Source organism: Thermococcus sp. (genome assembly GCF_027008145.1).
Classification (GTDB): domain Archaea; phylum Methanobacteriota_B; class Thermococci; order Thermococcales; family Thermococcaceae; genus Thermococcus.
The window spans coordinates 1-20,143 of the sequence record NZ_JALTCZ010000165.1; the positions used below are offsets into that span (position 1 = coordinate 1).

Annotated in this window: 24 protein-coding genes and 1 pseudogene; 21 read left to right on the top strand and 4 right to left on the bottom strand. The window is 53.9% G+C overall.

The window, feature by feature from the left end; genetic code table 11:
- The first annotated feature begins 100 nt into the window (after positions 1-100).
- From MVD07_RS07950 to MVD07_RS07965, 4 genes are read left to right on the top strand one after another with little or no spacing between them, the layout of a single operon-like run.
- Complete coding sequence (locus MVD07_RS07950) at positions 101-361, top strand: pro-sigmaK processing inhibitor BofA family protein (protein WP_297500545.1); 261 nt, start codon at positions 101-103, stop codon at positions 359-361.
- Between the two features lie 60 nt (positions 362-421).
- Entirely contained in the window at positions 422-1,669 is a 1,248-nt protein-coding gene (prf1, locus tag MVD07_RS07955) for a peptide chain release factor aRF-1 (protein WP_297500604.1), read from the top strand.
- Positions 1,669-1,821 (top strand): hypothetical protein, encoded by a 153-nt coding sequence (locus MVD07_RS07960; RefSeq protein ID WP_297500548.1) that lies wholly within the window; start codon positions 1,669-1,671, stop codon positions 1,819-1,821. The genes prf1 and MVD07_RS07960 overlap by 1 nt, the downstream gene beginning before the upstream one ends.
- Positions 1,818-2,210, top strand: a complete 393-nt coding sequence (locus tag MVD07_RS07965; protein ID WP_297500551.1) for an ATP-binding protein — start codon at positions 1,818-1,820, stop codon at positions 2,208-2,210. The genes MVD07_RS07960 and MVD07_RS07965 overlap by 4 nt, the downstream gene beginning before the upstream one ends.
- A 1-nt stretch (position 2,211) precedes the next feature.
- Here the strand turns inward: MVD07_RS07965 and MVD07_RS07970 are convergent, their stop codons facing one another.
- Positions 2,212-4,140: an arginine--tRNA ligase gene (locus tag MVD07_RS07970; RefSeq protein WP_297500606.1), complete on the bottom strand. Its 1,929-nt coding sequence runs from the start codon at positions 4,138-4,140 to the stop codon at positions 2,212-2,214.
- Positions 4,141-4,209: 69 nt separating this feature from the next.
- Here MVD07_RS07970 and MVD07_RS07975 point away from each other — a divergent pair, with 69 nt between their 5' ends.
- Together MVD07_RS07975 and MVD07_RS07980 are read left to right on the top strand one after the other, a co-directional pair.
- Positions 4,210-4,491 carry a lipoate protein ligase C-terminal domain-containing protein gene (locus MVD07_RS07975; protein ID WP_297500554.1) on the top strand — a complete coding sequence of 94 codons (282 nt, stop codon included), beginning with the start codon at positions 4,210-4,212 and terminating at the stop codon, positions 4,489-4,491.
- A 1-nt stretch (position 4,492) separates the two neighbouring features.
- Positions 4,493-5,044: a stage II sporulation protein M gene (locus MVD07_RS07980; protein WP_297500557.1), complete on the top strand. Its 552-nt coding sequence runs from the start codon at positions 4,493-4,495 to the stop codon at positions 5,042-5,044.
- On the opposite strand, the gene MVD07_RS07985 is transcribed toward MVD07_RS07980, so the two are convergent.
- Positions 4,988-6,091 carry a DUF354 domain-containing protein gene (locus MVD07_RS07985; protein WP_297500609.1) on the bottom strand — a complete coding sequence of 368 codons (1,104 nt, stop codon included), beginning with the start codon at positions 6,089-6,091 and terminating at the stop codon, positions 4,988-4,990. The two genes, MVD07_RS07980 and MVD07_RS07985, sit on opposite strands and share 57 nt — an antisense overlap.
- A 275-nt stretch (positions 6,092-6,366) precedes the next feature.
- Here MVD07_RS07985 and MVD07_RS07990 point away from each other — a divergent pair, with 275 nt between their 5' ends.
- Positions 6,367-7,650 carry a UDP-N-acetyl-D-mannosamine dehydrogenase gene (locus MVD07_RS07990; protein ID WP_297500560.1) on the top strand — a complete coding sequence of 428 codons (1,284 nt, stop codon included), beginning with the start codon at positions 6,367-6,369 and terminating at the stop codon, positions 7,648-7,650.
- A complete protein-coding gene (gene wecB, locus MVD07_RS07995; RefSeq protein WP_297500563.1) occupies positions 7,647-8,780 on the top strand; it encodes a UDP-N-acetylglucosamine 2-epimerase (non-hydrolyzing) in 1,134 nt (377 codons plus the stop codon). The genes MVD07_RS07990 and wecB overlap by 4 nt, the downstream gene beginning before the upstream one ends.
- Here wecB and MVD07_RS08000 read toward each other — a convergent pair.
- Positions 8,773-9,438, bottom strand: a complete 666-nt coding sequence (locus tag MVD07_RS08000) for a hypothetical protein (protein WP_297500566.1) — start codon at positions 9,436-9,438, stop codon at positions 8,773-8,775. The genes wecB and MVD07_RS08000 overlap by 8 nt on opposite strands.
- 36 nt (positions 9,439-9,474) lie before the next feature.
- A complete protein-coding gene (locus tag MVD07_RS08005) occupies positions 9,475-10,734 on the bottom strand; it encodes a radical SAM protein (RefSeq protein ID WP_297500569.1) in 1,260 nt (419 codons plus the stop codon).
- Positions 10,735-10,905: 171 nt separating this feature from the next.
- Between MVD07_RS08005 and MVD07_RS08010 the strand changes: the two genes are divergently transcribed.
- The 13 genes and pseudogenes from MVD07_RS08010 to MVD07_RS08070 form a co-directional block, all read left to right on the top strand.
- Positions 10,906-11,406: a regulator gene (locus MVD07_RS08010; protein WP_297500572.1), complete on the top strand. Its 501-nt coding sequence runs from the start codon at positions 10,906-10,908 to the stop codon at positions 11,404-11,406.
- Between the two features lie 228 nt (positions 11,407-11,634).
- Positions 11,635-12,168 (top strand): Na+/H+ antiporter subunit E, encoded by a 534-nt coding sequence (locus MVD07_RS08015; protein ID WP_297500575.1) that lies wholly within the window; start codon positions 11,635-11,637, stop codon positions 12,166-12,168.
- Entirely contained in the window at positions 12,165-12,419 is a 255-nt protein-coding gene (locus tag MVD07_RS08020; protein ID WP_297500577.1) for a monovalent cation/H+ antiporter complex subunit F, read from the top strand. The genes MVD07_RS08015 and MVD07_RS08020 overlap by 4 nt, the downstream gene beginning before the upstream one ends.
- Positions 12,416-12,790, top strand: a complete 375-nt coding sequence (mnhG, locus tag MVD07_RS08025; protein ID WP_297500581.1) for a monovalent cation/H(+) antiporter subunit G — start codon at positions 12,416-12,418, stop codon at positions 12,788-12,790. Before MVD07_RS08020 ends, mnhG begins: the two co-directional genes overlap by 4 nt.
- Entirely contained in the window at positions 12,787-13,071 is a 285-nt protein-coding gene (locus MVD07_RS08030; protein ID WP_297500584.1) for a DUF4040 domain-containing protein, read from the top strand. Before mnhG ends, MVD07_RS08030 begins: the two co-directional genes overlap by 4 nt.
- Positions 13,072-13,073: 2 nt before the next feature.
- Positions 13,074-13,781, top strand: coding sequence for a Na(+)/H(+) antiporter subunit B (locus MVD07_RS08035; protein ID WP_297500612.1), 708 nt, complete (start codon positions 13,074-13,076; stop codon positions 13,779-13,781).
- The gene (locus tag MVD07_RS08040) at positions 13,778-14,122 is read left to right on the top strand and encodes an NADH-quinone oxidoreductase subunit K (RefSeq protein WP_297500587.1); all 345 of its coding nucleotides are present in this window, start codon (positions 13,778-13,780) and stop codon (positions 14,120-14,122) included. The genes MVD07_RS08035 and MVD07_RS08040 overlap by 4 nt, the downstream gene beginning before the upstream one ends.
- Positions 14,119-15,606 (top strand): proton-conducting transporter membrane subunit, encoded by a 1,488-nt coding sequence (locus MVD07_RS08045; protein WP_297500590.1) that lies wholly within the window; start codon positions 14,119-14,121, stop codon positions 15,604-15,606. Before MVD07_RS08040 ends, MVD07_RS08045 begins: the two co-directional genes overlap by 4 nt.
- Positions 15,603-17,444, top strand: a complete 1,842-nt coding sequence (locus MVD07_RS08050) for a proton-conducting transporter membrane subunit (protein ID WP_297500592.1) — start codon at positions 15,603-15,605, stop codon at positions 17,442-17,444. The genes MVD07_RS08045 and MVD07_RS08050 overlap by 4 nt, the downstream gene beginning before the upstream one ends.
- Entirely contained in the window at positions 17,445-18,338 is an 894-nt protein-coding gene (locus MVD07_RS08055) for a respiratory chain complex I subunit 1 family protein (RefSeq protein ID WP_297500595.1), read from the top strand.
- Between the two features lie 10 nt (positions 18,339-18,348).
- The gene (locus MVD07_RS08060) at positions 18,349-18,933 is read left to right on the top strand and encodes an NADH-quinone oxidoreductase subunit B (RefSeq protein WP_297500598.1); all 585 of its coding nucleotides are present in this window, start codon (positions 18,349-18,351) and stop codon (positions 18,931-18,933) included.
- On the top strand, positions 18,924-19,505 hold the full coding sequence (locus tag MVD07_RS08065; protein ID WP_297500601.1) for an NADH-quinone oxidoreductase subunit C: 582 nt from the start codon (positions 18,924-18,926) through the stop codon (positions 19,503-19,505). Before MVD07_RS08060 ends, MVD07_RS08065 begins: the two co-directional genes overlap by 10 nt.
- A gap of 10 nt (positions 19,506-19,515) precedes the next feature.
- Positions 19,516-20,143, top strand: a pseudogene (locus MVD07_RS08070) (NADH-quinone oxidoreductase subunit D); the annotation flags it as partial.

Sequence of the window (20,143 nt, forward strand, 5' to 3'; positions counted from 1 at the left end):
GAACTCACGGGAGTTGAGGACAAGGTCGTCCTCCCGTTCGAGGGCAAGAAGTGGGTTTCCCTCGGTCAGATTGCCAAGGAAACACTCGAAAAGCTCTGAGGTGAGCAAATGCTGGAGTTCCTGCCTGAATAATATTTTGCTCCTCATCATCGGTGTCGGATGGTTGATACTAAAGTTAACGCTGGCAGTACTGAGATGGCTCGCCGTTAATGCAATAGCTGGACTGCTCATCGTGGGCTTGCTCAACTTCCTCGGCATAACCCACGTGCCGATAAATCCTCTCACCCTCCTAATCCTGGCAGTTGGAGGTGTTGTGGGGGTGTTCCTACTGGTACTCCTCTCGGTTCTGCACCTCCTCTAACGCCAAACTTTTATAAGGGCCCCTTCGACCCAGAAATGGGAAGAGAAAGGGGTGATGTTCATGTCTCACAAGTCAGCTGAGATGTACGAGCTCAAAAAGAAGGTTGAAGAACTCAAAAGCTATCGAGGTCGCGCAACAGAGCTCGTCAGCCTCTACATTCCAGCGAGATACGACATAAACAAGGTTATGCAGCAGTTGCGAGAGGAGTATGGAACGGCTCAGAACATCAAGAGCAAGTCGACTCGAAAGAACGTCCTTGGTGCCCTTGAAAGGGCAATGCAACACCTCAAGCTCTACAAACAAACCCCAGAGAACGGCTTGGCTCTCTTCGTCGGAAACGTGAGCGAGCAGGAGGGGGTTAGCGACATAAAGCTCTGGGCGATAGTTCCTCCCGAGCCCCTTAACGTCAGGCTCTACCGATGTGACCAGACCTTCGTGACCGAGCCCCTGGAGGAGATGCTCCGCGTTAAAGACGCCTACGGCCTCATCACGGTCGAGAAGAACGAGGCGACCATCGGTTTGCTCCGCGGGAAGAGAATAGAGGTAATCGACGAGCTGACCTCCAACGTCCCCGGAAAGACCCGAGCTGGAGGTCAGTCGGCGAGGCGTTACGAGAGGATTCGCGAGCAGGAAACCCACGAGTTCATGAAAAGGATTGGCGAGCACGCCAACAAGGCCTTCCTTCCGCTCCTTGACAAGGGTGAGCTGAAGGGCATAATCATAGGTGGTCCGGGCCCGACCAAGGAGGAGTTCATAGAGGGTGATTACCTCCACCACGAGTTGAGGAAGAAGATCATCGGCGTCGTTGATATAAGCTACAGCGGTGAGTACGGCCTCAGGGAGCTAGTTGAAAAGGCCAGCGATATCCTGAAGGATCACGAGGCTGTTAAGGAAAAGAAGCTCATCCAGGAGTTCTTCAGGCACCTTGTCAAGGACACGGGGATGATAACCTATGGGGAGAAGGAAGTAAGGAGAGCCCTTGAGCTCGGCGCGGTTGACACGCTCCTCATAAGTGAAGGCTACGACAAGGTTCGCGTGAGGGTGAAGTGCAATAACTGCGGCTGGGAAGAGCTGAAGACGATGAGCGAGGGGGAGTTTCACGTTTACAGGAAGAAGCTCACCCACTGTCCGAGGTGCGGCAGTCAGAACCTCACCTTCGAGAAGTGGGATGTGGCTGAAGAGTTCATAAAGATGGCAGAGGAAGCGGGCTCGAACGTTGAAATAATCTCCCTCGACACCGAGGAGGGCCAGCAGTTCTACAAGGCCTTTGGTGGCCTCGGGGCAATCCTGAGGTACAGGATTCAGTGATGGTCTCCGAGCGCCTCCTCCATGACTTCCTGGGTCTCAACGACTACTCCAGCCCGCTCTACGGAAGGATATATGAGGAGGTTGAAGTCAAGCCGTTCACCAGGGAACTTTCCAGGGAGTTCCTCAGGAGGGGCTTTGAGAAGTTGACATGAGTGTCCCCGAGGGAGAAATAGAAGCCGCCGTTGAGGAACTCGATGGAATTCCCGGCTGGCTGGTCGAGTTCGGCTTCCACTACTGGAAGAAAGGAAGCTTCGAAGAAGCCCTTGGGATGACCATGAGGAAAGCAAGGGCGGTCATGAGGGAAGAACTGAAAGAACTGGAAAAGAGGAGCGGGAGGTATTCACTCATCCTCATGGCGATTGCTATAGGACTGACCAGTTGGAGTTCCATTAAGGACTACGTGGAGGCCAAAGCGGGCCCAGTAACAAACGCGAGACTAAGCGAGCTTTTGAGGAACCTAGAAAAAATGGGATGGATAACCAAGGAAAATGGGAAGTACCGTCTCATAGATCCCGTTGTGGAAAAAGTGTTGAGGGAGTAGCTCACATCCTCTCCGGGGCTGCTATGCCTAGAATCTCAAGCCCGTTCTTCAGAACCTGTTTGACCGCTAAAACTAGGAGCAGCCTCTCCTCCCTGATTCCCTCCTCGGCCTTGAGCACGGGGTGATCCATGTAGAACCTATTGAATAGCGAGGCGAGCTCATTGAGATAGGCCGGAATCAGGTGGGGTTTGATGTCCCTGCCGGCCTGCTGGAGAATCTCAGGGAACTTGGCGAGGAGCTTTATCAGCTCCTTCTCGCGGTTGGTGAGCTTCGAGAAGTCGGCCTTCTCAAGGAGGGCTTTCCAGTCGGTTTCAATCTCTATCTCCTCGGCCTTTCTTATGATGGAGGCACAGCGCGCGTGGGCGTACTGGAGGTAGGGTGCGCTCTCCCCCTCGAAGTTGAGTACATCATCCCAGCGGAAGGTGATTACCTTGTCCGGGCTGTACTTGGCGAGGTTGTAGCGGACGGCACCAACCCCAACGGCCTCGGCTATTTTGTCCTTCTCAGCATCGCTTAAACCCGGGTTCTTCTGCTCGACTAATTCCTTGGCCCTCTGTACTGCCTCGTTCAGTACTTCATCGACGGTGAAGCCGACCCACGTACCCTTCCTGCCCGAGAATTTGCCCTCTTCCCTGACGACGTGCTCGTAAGCCAAGTGGTGGAAGTTTTTTGCGCTCTCTTCAAAGCCGAGCAACTGAAGGGCGTACTTTACAGCCATCTGTGGATGCTTCTGTTCCCGCCCTATCACGTTTATGACCACGTCTGCCCTCCCAAACCTTCCAGGGATCTTCTCTCCATCGGGAGCCGTTGTCCAGGTCTCGTGGTTCTTCCGTTTGTCCCAGGGTCTGTAGAGCATGTCAGCCTTTACCTTGCCGAACTTCCAGAGGTGGTAGGCTATGTCTTTGCCAGTATATGTGGCAGTCCCGTCACTCCTCTTGAGGACGAGGAACGGGTTCTTCATGTCGGGGAACAGTCTCCTGAGATCCATCACGAAGGCTCCTTTGTACTTCCCCTCCTTCGCCCAGAAGAAGTTTTCGTTCCCCTCTATGAGTGTGTAGGCCTCGCTGAAGATACCGCTCCTCATTATGTCGCTCTCCCAGCTCAGGAGGTCGTAGGCAATGCCCATGCGGTATGTAGTCAGCATCTGGGCCCTAACGACCCTCTCGGCTAACTCCCTGCCGAGTTTTGCTGTCTTGTTATCCCCCTCTTCGAGCTTCTTCATCAGCTCGCGGATCTCCCCATCGAGCCCTGGGTTCTCCTCAAGTTGCCTGTTCACCTCGACGTAGAGCAGGCCCATGACGTGGTCTATGAAGTCCTCCTTCAGGTTCTTCTCTCCCAGTTGGGCCTTTATCCTCTCAAACTCCTCCCTCAGGTTTATGTATCCCCACAGAACCTGCGCGAACTGAACCCCGAGGTCGTCTACGTAGTTCTGCACCTCGACGGTGTAGCCGAGCCTGCGCATTATCCTCGCCATAGTGTCTCCCAGAACCGCGTTCCTAGCGTGCCCCATGTGGAGCGGTTTGGTCGGGTTAACTGAGGTGTGCTCGACGATGACCTTTTTTCCTTTACCGACCCCACTCTCACCGTAGGATTCTCCTTTCTCAAGGATTTCCTCCACGAGGATCCGTCCAAAGTAGGAGTATTCAACGTAGAAGTTGATGTAGCCGTTGACGGCCTTGACCTCGAGTATCCCCTCTGGAAGGCTCTTCTTTATTTTCCCAACCAGTTCGTCGGCTATGAGCTTCGGTGCTCTCCTGAAGACCCTCGCGAGCTGGAAAGCAACTGCCGTTCCGAAGTCACCCAGTTCAGGACTTGGAGTGTCGTCGAAGGTTATCTCGCCCTCCCAGTTCTTTCCCTGTTCGCTGAGCATGACCCCTAGGGCCTCTCTGAGAGCTAGCCTCGCCCTTTCCTGAATCTCCCTATAGGCCACCTTCACCACCGCACCCACTTTAACCCAACCTTTAAAAAGTTCTCCCGAGAGCTTGCAGAGGGGATAAGTATGAACCACCACGTGGGTGAGCACAAAGCTAGGAAGGGTCTCGTAAGGATTGAGTTCGATGAGGAGAACGGTGTTGCCAGGCATGTCAAGATAACAGGGGACTTCTTCATCCATCCTGAGGAGACCATCCACGAGCTTGAGGAAACCCTTGAAGGCCATAGGGTTGAGGAGCTTGAGGTGCTTATGGATGAGTTCTTCGCAGTGAGGATGGATGTCGAAATGCCCTTTGTAAACGTTGAGGACTTCAAGATAGCCCTCAAGAAGGCCATCAAGGGTGAATGACGTGAAGCGGGTCTGGAGATATTTCCTTTACCTCTCGGTCATCTTCCTTCTGGGCCTGTTCGCCGGGATTGTCTATGCCTATTCGAACCCGCAAAACGCGGGTGCCTTCGTGGGCAGGCTAGCCCGGGAGATAGGCCCCCTATCTCCGGATCCCTTTGAGAACTTCCTCAGGATATTCGTCCACAACTCAATGGTTGCCCTGATGGTTCTCCTTTCAGGCTTGTTCTTCGGCATCGGGCCCTGGCTCATGGTAGGCCTCAACGGCGTAGTTGTTGGCATCGTCTCGGGTTTCTTCTCCTTGGTAGGCTTTTCAGCGAAGAAGCTGTTCCTTGGGCTTGCTCCCCACGGCATCTTTGAAATCCCCGGCTTTCTTCTCGCGGGTGCTGCCGGGCTTGAGTGGTACAGGATGATAAGGGAAGCCGAAGAAGCCAGTGAAGGCTTCAAAAAGGGTGGAAAGGCTGCACTGAGGCTTTACCTGCTCACCCTTATTCTCCTCTTAATTGCGGCGTTCATAGAGGCTTACGTAACCCCCAAGGTTGCCGGCCTCGGATGAGACCTCGAAGGTTCCTTCAGTTTCGTAGGTTTCTATCTCCTTTAGGATTGTTTCCATGGGATTTTCGAGGCCGGAGATAACCCCTCTAACGTATGTGCGGAAGCTCTTCTGGTCATCAATCAGTCTCTCCGCGACCCGGGCGACCTCATATGGATCCGTGGAGTGGAACTCAACTCCCAGCTCGACGAGCCATTTGGTGACGGCGAGCAGTCTGCCCGGGTACGTTGATATCGTCGGCGTCCCCAGGGCTATCGCCTCCCGGTTCATCGTCCCGCCTGCCCCTATCATGAGCCTTGCGTAGTAGAGTAAGCTGAGACTGTCAACGGGTTTTTCCGGCATTATCACGTTGTTAAAGCGCTCAAAGCGCTTCCTCTGCTCCCCTGTTCTTGGAAACAGCACGATGGGGATCTCTGGCAGGAGGGGTATGATGTCCTCAAGAACGCTCTTCTCCGGCCCGTTGAAGTAGTTGGCCTTGACTGGCTCTGTGCGCATAACTATGTATCCGTTCCTCTTCAGCCCGAGTTCTCTGAGAACTCTTTTCTCGGGCCGAAAGCCGTAGAGGTGGGCCAATTCGGAGAAGCCGTTGACGGTCTTTATACCGTTTGGATCGGCCCCGCACCTGATGAGGTCGTAGGCGTCTATCGCCTTTGGGTAGAGGACCAGCTTGGTGAGCGGAAGGAAGAGCTTGTTCTGGGCAACGGCCGTCTCGTTGTCGACGAAGCCTATGCTCGGTATTCCGAGGCCGAAGGCAACCCTTGGGGCTTCAACCGAGTGCTTGTAGATGGCCATATCGGGTTTTTCCTCGATTATAAGTCTGGAGAGCTTGTAGACCCTCTCGGCGCTGGCTAAAAGCTTGCCCTCCAGGGTGGCACCGCCGTGCTTGCCGACAACGTAGTAGTCGAAGCCGAACATGTCTAAGATGCCCGTAAGTCCGTCAAATTCTCTCGTGGTGATGATAACCTCGTGGTCAGTCTTTTCGAGTTCCCTTATTACACCCTTGAAGAAGTGAACGTGAGGAGCGTTCGTTATGTCAACCCATACCTTCATCCCACCCACCGCTTCAATGGACGATATTGTCCAATATAAGGGTTTCCAAAAAACGGTTGTAAAAGGGTTTTTTTCGGAGTTTCTAACGAGCTTTCTTAGCTCAAAACTGTTTCTAACGCTTTCTTTTGATTAAGTAACACATATATACCCCCTGAAAAACATTCAGACTTCTCACAGCATTCCAATAGCTTTTTCCTTTTCCAAACCTTTGAAGCTGGATTTCAAGCTTTCAAAAACCGTTTTCTGGAAAAGGCTTTTATTGGCCTTTTCCAAGGATGCTCGGTGGGAACATGGAGTTCAGGGAAATAGCGGTGATAGGCCTTGGCTACATCGGCCTTCCAACGGCGATAATGTTCGCGAACTCTGGCCTGAAGGTCGTCGGCTATGAAATCAGAAAGGAGGTTGTTGAGAAGATAAACGCTGGAAAGGCCCACATCTCCGAGCCCGAGATAAACACCCTCCTGAACAGGGCTATAAAGTCCGGGAACCTGAGGGCCACGCCGAACCCAGCGGAAATAAAGGGCAAGGATGCCTACATAATATGCGTCCAGACGCCACTGAAGGCCGGGGGATCGCCCGATCTGAGCTACTTGGAGGATGCGGTAGATACTGTTGCCATGTCTATGAGGAAAGGCTCACTTGTCGTCATAGAGAGCACCGTGCCCCCAATGACCACCATCAGAATGGCCGAGAGGATAGAGAGGATTATCGGAATGAAGGCAGGAAGGGACTTCTATATGGTTCACGCGCCCGAGAGGGTCATGCCGGGTAGAATCTTTAAGGAGCTGGTTTACAACTCGCGCATATTCGGTGGCATAACCCCCGAGAGCGCCGAGCTGGCGGAGGAGCTGTATCGAGCCTTTGTCAGGGGGAGGGTGTTCAAGACCAGCTCAACCGTTAGCGAGGTCGTCAAGCTCATGGAGAACACCTTCCGCGATGTAAACATAGCCTTAGCAAACGAGTTCGCCTTTCTCGCCCATCAGTACGGTGTGAACGTCTTTGAGGCAATTGAACTGGCCAACACCCACCCAAGGGTTAGAATACACACACCAGGCATAGGTGTCGGTGGGCACTGCCTCCCGAAGGATCCCCACCTGCTCCTCTGGCCTGCCAAGGAGGACTTCGGTCTGATAAAGCTCGCGAGGGAAATAAACGACTCGATGCCCCTCTTCACCAAGGATCTCCTCTTTTCGGCCCTTAGAGAGCTGAACGTCCCGCCTGAGAAAGCCGTTGTGGCAGTCCTTGGCCTGGCCTATAAGGGCAACAGCGACGACACCAGGAACTCTCCGGCCCTGGCCTTTGTGGAGGCTATAAAGGACGACGTCGCTGAGGTGAGAACCTACGACCCCTTCGTTGGCGGAACTGCAGGCAACATTGAGGGGGCCCTTAATGGGGCCGATGCCGTAGTTATAGCGACGGACCATTCAGTTTTCAAGGAGATCAACTGGGGGGAAGTCGGAAGGCTCATGCGCACGAGAATACTCGTTGACGGGAGACACGTCGTCGAGAGGCCCCCGAGGGGTTTCCTCTTCAAGGGGATTGGGAGGGGCGACCTTTGAAGCCCGCGCTGGTCTTCGGCACGAGGCCCGAAATGATAAAGCTCGCCCCCGTGATAAGGAGTTTCCTGGAGAGAGGGGTTAGACCACTCCTGATTCACACCGGCCAGCACTACGACTACGAAATGAGCAGCGTCTTCCTCAGGGAGCTTGAACTGCCTCCCATTGATTATCACCTTGAGGTTGGCTCCGGAACTCAGGCGGAGCAGACTGGGAAAGCAATGATAGAGATAGAGAAAGTTCTCATGGAGGAGGAGCCAGACGTTACTATAGTCCAGGGAGACACCAACACGGTTCTTGCTGGGGCTTTGGCGAGTGTTAAGCTCAAAATTCCGGTTGCGCACGTTGAAGCCGGATTAAGGAGCTTTGACCGAACCATGCCTGAGGAAATAAACAGGATCTTGGCTGATCACGCGAGTGACGTTCTGTTTCCGCCCACTGAGGAAGCCAGAAAAAATCTCGAAAGGGAAGGCATAACCGAGAACGTCTACGTGACCGGCAACACGATAGTGGATGCAGTTCTTCAGAACTCGGTAGTCGCGGAAAGGAAGAGCGACATCCTGGAGAGGCTTTCCCTCAAGTCGGGGGAATACATCCTAATAACCGCCCACAGGGCGGAGAACACCGACAGCAAGGAGAACCTGAGCAGGCTCGTCGAGATACTGGAGTCCCTCCCAATGAGGGCGGTTTACCCAATGCATCCGAGGACGAGGAGAAGGCTCAATGAGTTTGACCTCTGGGAGAGGGTTGCCTCGATTGAGCACCTCATAGTGACCAAACCCCTCGGCTACCTCGACTTCCTCAAGCTTGAAAAGAACGCCTTCGCTGTGATGACGGACTCCGGTGGCGTTCAGGAGGAGGCGATAATACTCAACGTCCCCTGCCTGACCCTCCGCTACAACACCGAGAGGCCAGAGACGGTCAAGGCCGGTGGCAATGTCCTCGTTGGCCTTGAAAAGGGAAGGGTTCTCCACTACCTCGACCTGCTCCTCAGTGATCGGAACTTCTACAGGAGGATGAGAGAGGCGGAGAACCCCTTTGGGGACGGCAAAGCTGGAGAAAGGATAGTCGAGATACTCCTCGGGCTGTACGAGAGGGAAAAACTGAGGATAAAAAGCTCAAGGTTCATTTAGAGGCCAGCATGTTTCCAAGGGCGGAAGAAACCTCCTCTGCAATCAACTCGTAGGGGTCTCCTTTCCTCAGGATGCCGACCTTCGCCTTCAGGTTCCACCAGTAGGCCACAGCACACTCGTTCTTCCTGAAGCCCTCCTTTACCGCCCTCTCTTCGGAGGTTTGGCATATCCTGGATGCATACTCATCTATTGATGACTCCGAGAGTGAATACCTTAGGGTCGAGTTGAATATCGTTTCGACATCGCCGGGGTAGGAGTAGTAGAGTATCCCGGAAAGCCAGACCTCCCTAGAGAGGAACCCCTTGCTGGTTCCCTCCACCGGGAAGAAAGCAACGACAAACCTGCCCTTGAGGTCGTATTTTCTGTAGTTATCGACGAGCACCGGTTTGAGTCCGTGTCTTCTAACCACCTCGCTGAGGGCATTGGCTATTGCCTTCTTGAAATCCCCATCTGCGTAAACCGCTATGTAGACAACGTCCCCATTCTCGGGCACGTCTTTCAAGGCCTCCTCCTGAACAGGGAGATGAGAGAATGAGTTCTGGCTCTCCCCGGAGCAGTTAGAGCCCACGTAGCTTTCCCCTGTGATTGCACCGCCGATTATAAGGCCGAGGCTGAGCAGGATGGCGAGCACGATGGAGAACCTCCTCAATCCAACCACCAGTGTAAGTTGAGATTATTATCTTAAAATGTTTTTTCAGACCTCAGTCCCTATGTAAATCCCGTGCCTCGTCCTTACGATTCTTACCCTTATCCTGTCCCCGATTTCGGCCTTCGTGCCGACCACTTCAATGAGCCTCTTCTTGGCCTTGGCCAGCATCTCGCCCTCTATCCTCCCCGGTAAAACAACCTCAGCCTTAACGACCTCTCCCGGCCTGAAGGCCAGCGGAATGAACTCCCTCTTTTCCATTCCGAAGTGATTCGGCTTCAAAACCAAGGGCTTCATGCCCGTTTTCTTTTCAAGGGCCCTCAGCCAGGTGTAAAACTCCTTAAAGGGCTTTACCTTTGCTATCACCGGGTTTCTGCCGAACTTGTAGGGGATGTAGTTCTGGAAGCCCAGGGCAGGCCAGCGCTTTCCCGCGCCAATCTTTCGCGCGAACTCTATGAAAGCTTCCGCTTCGTCATCATTGATTCCGAATATTATGACCGGGGCGATTAGGACATCTATTCCAGCATTGACCAGAGCCTCCGCCATATCAAGGACGTGCTCTAGGTCGTAGCTTTTCATCCCCATAAGCATCTTGGCCTTCCCCGGGTCGAGGGAGTGAATGGAAAGGTTCACCCTGTCCAGTCCCGCTTCCGCCAGCTCCTCTACAAGTTTGTCAGTCAGGAGCGTCCCGTTGCTCTGCATCGAGATGACGGAGACGTTCGGGTGCTCGCGAAGAGCCTGAACGAGCTCGACCCTGAAGGGGTAAATTAGGGGCTCTCCTTGGCCGTCTAAGTGGGCCTCAAGCCCCCTGCCCTTTACCCCCGCCACGTCGTCGAACCACTTCATGAGGTAGTCTATGTCAACGACGTAGTCGAGCTTTCTTGTTCTTGAATATGGGCCCTCATCGACCGAGCAGAAGATGCAGCTGAGGTTGCAACCACTAACCCCCCTTACTTGAATGAGGTTCGTCCCCCTGTCTATCAAACCAAAGGCGTTGTAGCCGAGGAGCGGAACGTCAAGGCCTTCATGGATGTAGATGACCTTTCTCCGCGTGTAGCGGTTTCTGAGAAGGCCTCCAAGGTTGTTCTGGATGTACAGTGCCACATAGCTCTCGACCTTCTCGTTGTCGGTGTTGATAATTAGCGCACCGTTGCGGGCGCTTATCTCAGGAGAGATTCTGAACTTCTTCCTTATTGCCCTCTCCAGTTCGCGCTTGTCAAAATCCGCGTAGAGCGTCTCGCGCCAGACAAGTCTGAACTTCTCGTCCAAATCCTCGAACTTTGAGTGTGGGAGCCTGAGCTCAATCATGTTGGTGCGTGGGGGAGCTGGACTTAAAAAACCGCCTTATGGATAAAACATCCATCTAAATGGGGCGAGAAAGCTTTTAAGGATGGCCTCCTTGAAGGCATGTGGACATGGAAACATTTTAATACCATTGGCTTAAAGAGTCTATTGATGAACTTAACTGGGTGGTAGGGTATGTGGGGCAAGATAGAACATTACTTTGATGAATATCCTGTTAGAAAACAGATAGCCAAGGCCCTACTAAAGTACGGCCTCAGGGTTTCAGAGGACATGAAGATAAAGGCCGGTAACATAGAGGTTCCGTACACCAAGATAGCCAAGGCCCTTGACGTTGATAGGAGGGTCGTCAAGGAGACCGTTGGCATGATACTGAAGATACCGGAGCTGAAGGAGATTTACATGAACCTTGAGCCGACCGTTCATATGAAGTATGTCGGCAGGCACGTCGGCTATGGTGTCATCGAGATCGAGCCGGAGCCGAGGGCTATAGGGATACTCGCGAAGATCGCCCAGAAGATAGCGGAGCGCGAAATAAACGTTGTTCAGGTCGTCGCTGAGGATCCGGAGCTTTATCCAGAGGCAACATTGACGATAATCACTGAGAAGCCGATACCGGGAGACCTCATCAACGAACTCTCGAAGCTTGAGGGTGTTAAGAGGATATCCATTTACTGACTCGAATTTTTTTGCGTTTTCCGTCCTTCTTTCCAAATACCTTTGTTGCCCTCTCGTGGAAAAAGGGCTCTGATGGCCACTTTTTTAGACTATGGGACAAATTAGGTGCTCTCATTTTAACCAAAAGTTCTAAACCGTCCTGTTTTACTGGTAAGGTTTATAAATCGTGGTTAAGAAGGGTCAATAGTCACTGCTCTGGATGATGCCATAACCTCCGGAGGGTTGGATATGGAAGAAGCAAGTCGTGCCAGCAAGTTCGCGTACACTGTAATCGTGTTGTTTGGTATATGGCTCCTTCTAACGGCGAGCCTGGACACACAGGAGCTCGCAACGGGCTTCGTGATATCCCTGATAGTTGCGGCTCTAACCTACGATGTCTTCACCAAGGCCGGTCTGGCAAACCTGCATCCCAAGAGGGTCGCCTACGCCATAGCTTACCTCCCCTACTTCCTATGGGCAATGATAATGGCGAACCTCGATGTTGCATACCGCGTCCTCCATCCGAAGAGGCCGATAAGGCCGGGCATAGTGAAGTGCAGGACAGTTCTTGAGAGTGACACCGGAAAGCTCTCCCTGGCAAACTCAATAACCCTAACGCCGGGAACCATAACCCTCGATGTCGATGGGGACAGCTACTTCATTCACTGGATATGGGTTCAGGACGATGTCCTGAAGGCCAAGACCGATGAGGAGCACGTTAAGAATGCCTCCAGGTATATAACCCAGCCCTTTGAAAAGTTCCTGAGGGTGATCTTCGGATGATAGGGATAAACATCTACCTCGCGTTGATAGCGATAGCAACACTTCTCAGCACCTACAGGGTCTTTAGGGGGCCAACGACCATTGACAGGCTCGTTGCAGTTGACATAATGACGACCATAACCACGGGCCTGCTGGTTCTCTTCGCCCTCTACTACGGCAGGATGATATACATCAGCGTTGCTTTGGTTTACGCCCTGCTTGCTTTCGGTGGGGTTATAGCCTTTGCAAGGTACCTGGAGGGAGGCCTATGAACGCACTCTCAGCACTCGGTGAGGCCCTTGTCCTCATAGGGACGTTCTTCTACTTCCTCTCGACGCTGGGACTTATCAGGATGCCGGACGTTTACAACAGGATGCAGACATCGACGAAGAGCGCGACCCTCGGCTCCCTAGGAGTCGTCATCGGCACGGGCATCTGGGCGGTCGGTAATGGAATGTCATGGGCATGGATTGTCCAGACGACAGCGGTCGCGGGTTTCATCCTCCTGACGAATCCGATAAGTGCCCACACTCTCATAAGAGCAGCTTACAAGCGTGGGATCCCACTCTGGCACGGGAGCGTTGTGGATAAATACGCTGAGCACCTCGCCGAGAAGTCCCCTGATGAGGAGGTGAGCGAATGAACTGCCTTGTATGCATTGAGTACATTTTGATTGGTGTCATGATACTATCTGCCATCTTCGCCGTCGAATGGCGCGACCTCCTGGCAGCGGCGGTGGGCATGGCGGCGGTAAGCCTGTTCGCCTCAATACTCTACCTGATGCTCCAAGCCCCGGACGTTGCGATGACCGAGGCTGCGATAGGCGCTGCTCTGAGCGGTGCAGTTTTCATATTCGCCATAAAGAGAACCCAGCGCTTTGAGAGCGAGGAAGAAGAAAGGCCCGGGTGGTGGATAAGATGGTGAGCATACTCAAGCGCTCCCTTGCGGTAATAATGCTCCTCATAATAGGCTATTGGCTCGCCCAGGGTCTCTCAGGCATTCCCTTCGGGCAGGACAAGATGCTCGTCGGCAAATACTACCTCGACAACGTCATCCGTCAGACCGGCGCCATAAATGCCGTGACCGCGGTTGTTGTCAACTACCGTGGTTTCGATACGCTCGGTGAGGTCACAGTTCTGTTCATAGCCTCGACTGGTGTCGGTGCACTCCTCTGGGCGAAGAGGAGGGAGAGGACTGCAAAGACCGAGGGTTCAATAGTCCTGAAGACTGGTATAAGGCTCCTTACACCTTTTGTGATCCTCTTCGGTGCATACATATTCATCCACGGACACCTGACCCCGGGTGGGGGCTTCCCAGGAGGAGCTACGATAGCAACGGCATTCCTCCTGCTCTACATGGCATACACAATGTACGAGATACCCCGCAGGGCCTTTGAGAACACCGAGGGCGTAGCCGGGATGAGCTATGTCATCGTCGCCCTCATAGGTCTCGCCATAGGTGGCTACTTCCTCTTCGACTGGATATGGCAGACGTGGCACTTCGGCGTCAACAACGTCGGTAGAATCCTCAGTGGTGGCTTCATTCCGGTAATCTACACTATCATAGGCATCAAGGTTGGCACGGAGCTGAGCGGAATCATCGACAACATGCTCAGAGAGGAGGTGAGAGAATGATCAGCGCCTACTACTTCGGCGCCATTTCACTTGTCCTAATAGGCCTCTACGCCGTCCTCGTGAAAAAGAACGTCCTCAAGATGCTCATCGGCCTGAGCATAATGGAGACCGGCGTGAACCTGCTCCTCGTAAGCATAGGCTACATCTACGGAAGGAGTGCACCAATACTGAGCGAGGGGATAGGACCGAACCAGGCGGTTGACCCGATTCCCCAGGCGCTCGTTCTAACGGCCATAGTCATAGGGGTTGCGACGACTGCCATGGCCCTTAGCGTTGCGATAATCCTCTACCAGAAGTATGGCACCCTCAACGTTGAGGAGATAAGGAGGTTGAGAGGATGAACGTGCAGTACGCTTCGCTCCTCATAGCCATACCCCTCATAACCGCGTTCTTCGTCCCCCTGATGAAGGGGCTTGGGGAAAAGGCCATAAAGACCTACGTGCTCATAATAACGGCAATACAGGCGGGCATAGCAACTTGGGTCTTTGAGGAGGTCTACACCACAGGGAAACCGATAATAGTCATGGCCGGGGGCTGGAGGCCACCCGTTGGCATAGACCTCTACATAGGCCCCTTCGCGGCACTCTTCGTCCTCATAGTTGCCCTCGTGAGTTTCCTGATGGCAGTCTTCAACTTCAGGGCGGTGAAGGTTGAGCCAATCGACAAGTACGCCATGCTCTTCCTCCTCCTGATGCTGGGAGCGACCGGTATGATAGCGACCGGGGATATATTCAACCTCTTCGTCTTCATGGAGATAACCGCAATAACGGCCTACGCCCTCACAGCCTACAACAAGACGGGTGAAGCGGCCGAGGCTTCACTGAAATATATGGTTCTTGGGGGCATAGGTTCGAGCTTCTTCCTGATAGGCGTCGCCCTCATCTACGGCGCCACGGGGACGCTCAACATGGCCCAGATAGCCCAGCTGGCCGGCAACATAAACCCGACCGTTGCTCAGGTTGCCCTGGCTTTGGTAATATTCGGCTTAGCCGTCGAGGCCGAACTCTTCCCGCTGAACGCGTGGGCGCCCGACGCTTATCAGGCAGCGCCTCACCCGGTTACCGCAATGTTCTCAGCCTTCGTGGTAAAGGCCGGCATCTACGCCCTCGCCAGGATACTCTACCTGATGAGCGCTGTTGGGACATGGAAAAATATCCTCCACCTGCTAATAGCGATGGCGACCTTAACTGTTATCGTTGCCGAGTTCTCGGCCCTGAGGCAGAGGAACGTCAAAAGGATGATAGCCTACTCCTCGGTAAGCCAGGTTGGTCTGATAGGACTCGCCTTCGCCCTTGGAACTCAGGCCGGTGTTGACGCGGGAGTCTTCCAGATGATCAACCACGCTATCATAAAGGTTCTCCTCTTCCTCGGCGTCGGCTACGTGGCGGTACAGCTAGGAGGAGCCGAAATTGAGAACTTCCGTGGCCTCGGGAAGAGGATGCCACTGACGGCCCTTGGGGTAACAGTGGGATCAATGTCCGCAGTGGGGATACCGCTCTTCAACATCTTCTGGAGTAAACTGAGGATAATCCTCGCAACGGTCGATGCAGGCTACGCATGGGCGGCTGCCTTAGTGCTGGGCGCGAGCGTCGTGGAGGCGGTCTATTACTTCAGGCTGGTGCATGCGATATGGTTCACCGGAGAGGGCGAGAGACTCAGGGAGAGTGCTCCTCTGGTGGCGATAATGCTGCTCCTGATAGCCATCATTGTGGCAATAGGCATCTACCCGAACTACGCCTGGAGCCTCTCGCAGAAGGCCGGTAACGACATCTTCAATGTCGCCCAGTACATCAAAAACGTTCCACTCATGGGGGTGGGAGCATGAACCTGCTGATGGTAATGCTCTTCGCACCGCTCATAGCGGGCTTCCTGGCGTGGCTCCTTGACTTTAAGGTGATCCGCGAGGTAATAGGCATAATTGGCGCCTCCATCCCGATAGGAGTGCTGGCGTATTACTACAGCACAGTGACGAGCGAGTCCATCACCTACAGCCTCACAGTTGGTGGCTTTACCCTCGGCTTCCACCTGACCATGCTCACGTGGTACTTTGCGGTGATTGCATCAATCGTGGGTATTGCAATGGCCTTCGGCATGGCCAGTACATCAAAGAGCTCCTATGACTGGCTCTTCGCCCTCATAAGCTTTACCGGAGTCCTTGGTGTTTTCCTCAGCTCTGACTTCGTGGGCTTCTTCCTGTTCTGGGAGCTCATGACCTTTGGGAGCTTCATGATGGTCCTGAAGAGGAACAGGCATGAGTCCCTGAAGTACTTCGTGCTCAGCATCATCGGTGCCTACTCGATGCTGGTAGCGATAGGTATAATCTACGCCAAGACAGGGGCACTTGACTTCAACACGGTACAGAAGGCCCTCCGGCTCGATGCGATGGTCGGCTCTATAAGCAGGGGGGAGACGGCCCTGATATACACGCTGTTCCTCATCACCTTTGGCGTTAAAGCCGGTGCAGTTCCGCTCCACGTCTGGGCACCCGGTGCCTACAGCGAGAACGACCAGAGCTATACGGCCTTCTTCAGCGGTGCCCTCAGCAAGGCTGGAGTTTATGGTTTCGTCCTTCTCTACATCCTCATGGGGGCAAAGCTCTACACGGCTCTCGGCGTTTTCAACAACCACCTGGTCTTCGCCTACATACTGGCTTGGATAGGTGCCATAACCGTCGTCGTTGCGAGCTTTCTGGCGGTGCTCCAAGAGGACATCAGGAAGCTCTTCGCCTACTCGTCGGTCGGTCAGGTCGGTTACATCCTCCTCGGTCTCGGCATTGGGACGGGACTGGGCTTTGCCGGAGCCCTCTTCCACGTCCTCAGCCATGCTATATTCAAGAGTCTCTTCTGGCTGGTCACCGCTGCGATAATCCTCAGAACCGGCAAGACCCGCTTTGAGGATCTTGGTGGTCTGGCCGAGAAGATGCCGATAACCTTCACCATGGGGCTCATAGCGGTTCTCAGCCTGGCTGGTATTCCGCCGATGGCAGGCTTCGCGAGCAAGTGGCTCCTCTACGAGGCAGCTATAAGCGCCCACATGCCCCTTGTTGCAGGTGCAATATTCCTTGGCAGCGGACTGGCCTTCGCCTACGTCGTGAGGTTCCTCTACGCAGTATGGTTTGGTCAGAGGCCGAGCGACCTTGACGATGTTAAGGAGGCACCTCTCCCGCTCCTCATCGGAATGGTCATCCTGGCGATACCAAACCTGGTCTTCGGAATAGCCCCTGGACTGGTCACGGGCTACTTCAACAGGCTCTTCGGGGACACCATAGTCGGCGGAAACTACTTCAGGCTCGTCACGCCAACAGGAACCTACAATGCCCTGCTCGTCACGGTCATCCTCATATTCGGCCTGAGCATAGCAGGTCTCATATACATCTACGGTGCCAAGACGAGGAAAATACCCGTAATCAACACCTACCAGTCAGGTAACCCGGTGACCGAGGAATACAACCTCAGCATGAGGAAGAACTTCTACAGACCTTTAGCGGAAGCCCTCGGCTTCTGGCTCAAGTACAGCTGGGACCGCTTCTACGAGAGGCTGGCGAACCTCACGGAAGACTTTGCGGACTGGCTCAGGGAAGGCTTCTACAATGGGAACGCCCAGAGCTATTCGTGGTATCTGACGATAGTGCTCCTAATCTTAGCGCTGTGGGGGGTGCTGTGAATGTTCGCGTGGAAGCTTGTGCTTGAGGCCATAGGGATGCTCATCTATGCGACCTTCATTGGCTTTATCTTCATGGGAATAGAAAGGAAGGCTATGGCTAGAATACAGAGGAGGATAGGGCCCCCGATATACCAGCCAATAATAGACACGCTCAAGCTACTCGGCAAGAAGGAGAGCGTCAGCCACGGCTTCATCTACGACTTCGGGCCGGTGTTTGCCCTTGGAGCGAGCATAACGGCGCTCCTCTTCATACCCATGGGCAACTTCCAGCTCTTCAGCAACAACGCCGACTTAATCGTCGTCGCTTACCTCCTTGAGGTGCCGATGCTCGGGATAATGCTCGGTGCGATGAGCTCTGGAAACCCGTACTCCGGTTTGGGTGTCCAGCGTGGTCTGCTCACCATGGTCGCCATGCAGCTTCCCTACGGTCTGGCGATAATAGCGCTCGTCCAGCACTGGGGCACTTTCAAGCTCAGTCAGCTGGTGGCACTCCAGCAACTCCAGGGATGGAGCATAACCGTTCCAGCGCTCGCTTTAGCTTTCATAGTCTTTGACATAGTCTTTCAGGCCCTTCTGGGCCTTGAGCCCTTTGACATAATCACAGCCCCGGCGGAAATTTCGATGGGCCCCATGGTGGAGTACGGCGGCAAGCAGGCAGCTATACTCTTCACACAGCACGCAATCCAACTCTTCGCGGAGACGGCCTTCTTCGCGGTGCTCTTCCTCGGCGGTGCAAGCAACCTCCTCGACCTCTTCCTGAAGCAGCTGTTGGTGCTCTTCATAGCGATATTCGTTGCCAGCATCTACCCGCGCTTCACCATCGACCAGGCCGCGAAGTTCTTCTGGAAGTGGCCGACGATAATAGGAATAGTAGCCGTGCTCCTAACAATGTGAGGTGGTGTGAATGGGCGAGAATGAAGGTTTCATAAACTATGAGCTCCAGGAGTTCAAGCTCTTCGAACCCCTGTTTAAGTGGGCCAGGAAGAAAAGCCTCTGGATAGTGGCCTTCTGTACCGGTTGCGGTGGCATAGAGATACCACCACTGGCTACTGCCCGCTATGACTTCGAGCGCTTTGGCATAATGCCCAACCCCGCCCCGAGAATGGCCGACCTCTTCCTCATTACGGGCTATGTTACGCCGAAGACCCTCAAGAGGATAATCGTCACCTATGAGATGATGCAGGATCCCAAATACGTCCTGGCCCACGGTTCCTGCCCGATAAACGGCGGCGTCTACTGGGATTCCTACAACGTTGTCAAACAGCTCGACAAGTACATCCCGGTTGACGTTGCGATAGCAGGCTGTATGCCGAGGCCTGAAGCGGTTATGGACGGCATAATGGAGATAATGCGCAAAATAGAGAGCGGCGAAGCCAACGGCTGGAAGCGCTATAGGGAGAACTACGAGTACTACCGGAAGAATCAGGATAAACTGTTCGGTGAGGGCTGGCGCGAGAAAGAAGCTAAGAGGTGGTTGGCATGGATATGAACGAGAAGAAGGTCACTGAGAAAGTTGAGAACGCCGAACAAGTTGAGGAAACCAAGCTTCCAGACACGAGGGAGGGGAAGCTCGTTAAGGCGCTTATCGAGAAGGCCCCATACGTGGAAGGCAACGTCAGGCGCGAGAGAAGGGTGGAGTTTAACGTCCCGGCAGAGAGAATACACGACTTCCTTGAGCTCGCCAGCGAAACCTTTGAGATGCTCATGCAGATAAGCATCGTAGACTGGCTCAAGGAGGGGCAGTTTGAAATCGTCTATCAGCTCTGGAGCGTGAGTGAGAGCGTCCACGCCTTCGTAAGAACGAGGATTCCAAGGGAAGATGCAAAGCTCCCGACAGTGATGGACATCTGGCCGGTGGCCGAGACCTACGAGAGGGAAGCTCACGAGTTCTTCGGGATAGTCTTTGAGGGCAACCCGAGATTAGGGCCCTTTATCCTCGAGCCGAGGGAATACGAGAAGCACCCGCTCAGGAAGGACTTCAACCTCATTCCCTACGTGAAGGCGATCTACGGAGACGACTTCGACAGGTACGACGAGAGTAAGACGTATTACGTGATATGAGGTGATGCTCATGGCGAATTTGGAAGTCCCAAAGGAGCTTAGGGAAGAGGCAAAGGGGCATGACATGTACCTCCATCCTATAGCCAAGGATACCTACGAGCTGTTCTTCGGCCCACAGCACATGGCAACCGAGAACTTCAGCATAATCCTGAAGATGGACGGCAACAGGATTGAGAAGGCGATAGTGAACCCCGGCTTTCTCCACAGAGGCTTTGAGAAGTTAGCGGAGCAGAGACCCTACTTCACCAACATAGCTTTACTCCTCCGCATCTGCGTCCCTGAGAGTGATGTTCCCGAGAACATTTACTCGATGGCCGTTGATGAGATAGTCGGCTGGGAAGTGCCGGAGAGGGCGATATGGATAAGGACAACGGTACTTGAGATGGCGAGGCTCAGCTCGTGGATGTTCTGGATAATGGGCTTTGGAAACGAGATAGGCCTATATACAGCTGGTCAGTGGGCCGCTGCCTATCGTGAGAGGTTCATGCGCCTCTTCGAGGAGCTCACAGGTGGAAGGGTCTACCACATCTACACAGTTCCCGGAGGAGTCAGGAGGGACATACCGGGAGACAAGTGGCTCAGACAGCTCCGCGACACGGTGGAATACCTCAAGTCCAAGCTCAAGGACTTCGACGAGA

Excerpts from the sequence above, each read along its gene's own strand:
- MVD07_RS07960 (WP_297500548.1), top strand. The coding sequence starts at position 1,669 with ATGGTCTCCGAGCGCCTCCTCCATGACTTCCTGGGTCTCAACGACTAC.
- MVD07_RS08045 (WP_297500590.1), top strand. The coding sequence starts at position 14,119 with ATGAACGTGCAGTACGCTTCGCTCCTCATAGCCATACCCCTCATAACC.
- MVD07_RS08030 (WP_297500584.1), top strand. The coding sequence starts at position 12,787 with ATGAACTGCCTTGTATGCATTGAGTACATTTTGATTGGTGTCATGATA.
- MVD07_RS08015 (WP_297500575.1), top strand. The coding sequence starts at position 11,635 with ATGGAAGAAGCAAGTCGTGCCAGCAAGTTCGCGTACACTGTAATCGTG.
- prf1 (WP_297500604.1), top strand. The coding sequence starts at position 422 with ATGTCTCACAAGTCAGCTGAGATGTACGAGCTCAAAAAGAAGGTTGAA.
- MVD07_RS08050 (WP_297500592.1), top strand. The coding sequence starts at position 15,603 with ATGAACCTGCTGATGGTAATGCTCTTCGCACCGCTCATAGCGGGCTTC.
- MVD07_RS08065 (WP_297500601.1), top strand. The coding sequence starts at position 18,924 with ATGGATATGAACGAGAAGAAGGTCACTGAGAAAGTTGAGAACGCCGAA.
- MVD07_RS08040 (WP_297500587.1), top strand. The coding sequence starts at position 13,778 with ATGATCAGCGCCTACTACTTCGGCGCCATTTCACTTGTCCTAATAGGC.
- MVD07_RS08010 (WP_297500572.1), top strand. The coding sequence starts at position 10,906 with ATGTGGGGCAAGATAGAACATTACTTTGATGAATATCCTGTTAGAAAA.
- MVD07_RS07975 (WP_297500554.1), top strand. The coding sequence starts at position 4,210 with ATGAACCACCACGTGGGTGAGCACAAAGCTAGGAAGGGTCTCGTAAGG.
- MVD07_RS08060 (WP_297500598.1), top strand. The coding sequence starts at position 18,349 with ATGGGCGAGAATGAAGGTTTCATAAACTATGAGCTCCAGGAGTTCAAG.
- MVD07_RS08055 (WP_297500595.1), top strand. The coding sequence starts at position 17,445 with ATGTTCGCGTGGAAGCTTGTGCTTGAGGCCATAGGGATGCTCATCTAT.
- MVD07_RS08005 (WP_297500569.1), bottom strand. The coding sequence starts at position 10,734 with ATGATTGAGCTCAGGCTCCCACACTCAAAGTTCGAGGATTTGGACGAG.
- MVD07_RS07965 (WP_297500551.1), top strand. The coding sequence starts at position 1,818 with ATGAGTGTCCCCGAGGGAGAAATAGAAGCCGCCGTTGAGGAACTCGAT.
- MVD07_RS08020 (WP_297500577.1), top strand. The coding sequence starts at position 12,165 with ATGATAGGGATAAACATCTACCTCGCGTTGATAGCGATAGCAACACTT.
- mnhG (WP_297500581.1), top strand. The coding sequence starts at position 12,416 with ATGAACGCACTCTCAGCACTCGGTGAGGCCCTTGTCCTCATAGGGACG.
- MVD07_RS07985 (WP_297500609.1), bottom strand. The coding sequence starts at position 6,091 with ATGAAGGTATGGGTTGACATAACGAACGCTCCTCACGTTCACTTCTTC.
- MVD07_RS07990 (WP_297500560.1), top strand. The coding sequence starts at position 6,367 with ATGCTCGGTGGGAACATGGAGTTCAGGGAAATAGCGGTGATAGGCCTT.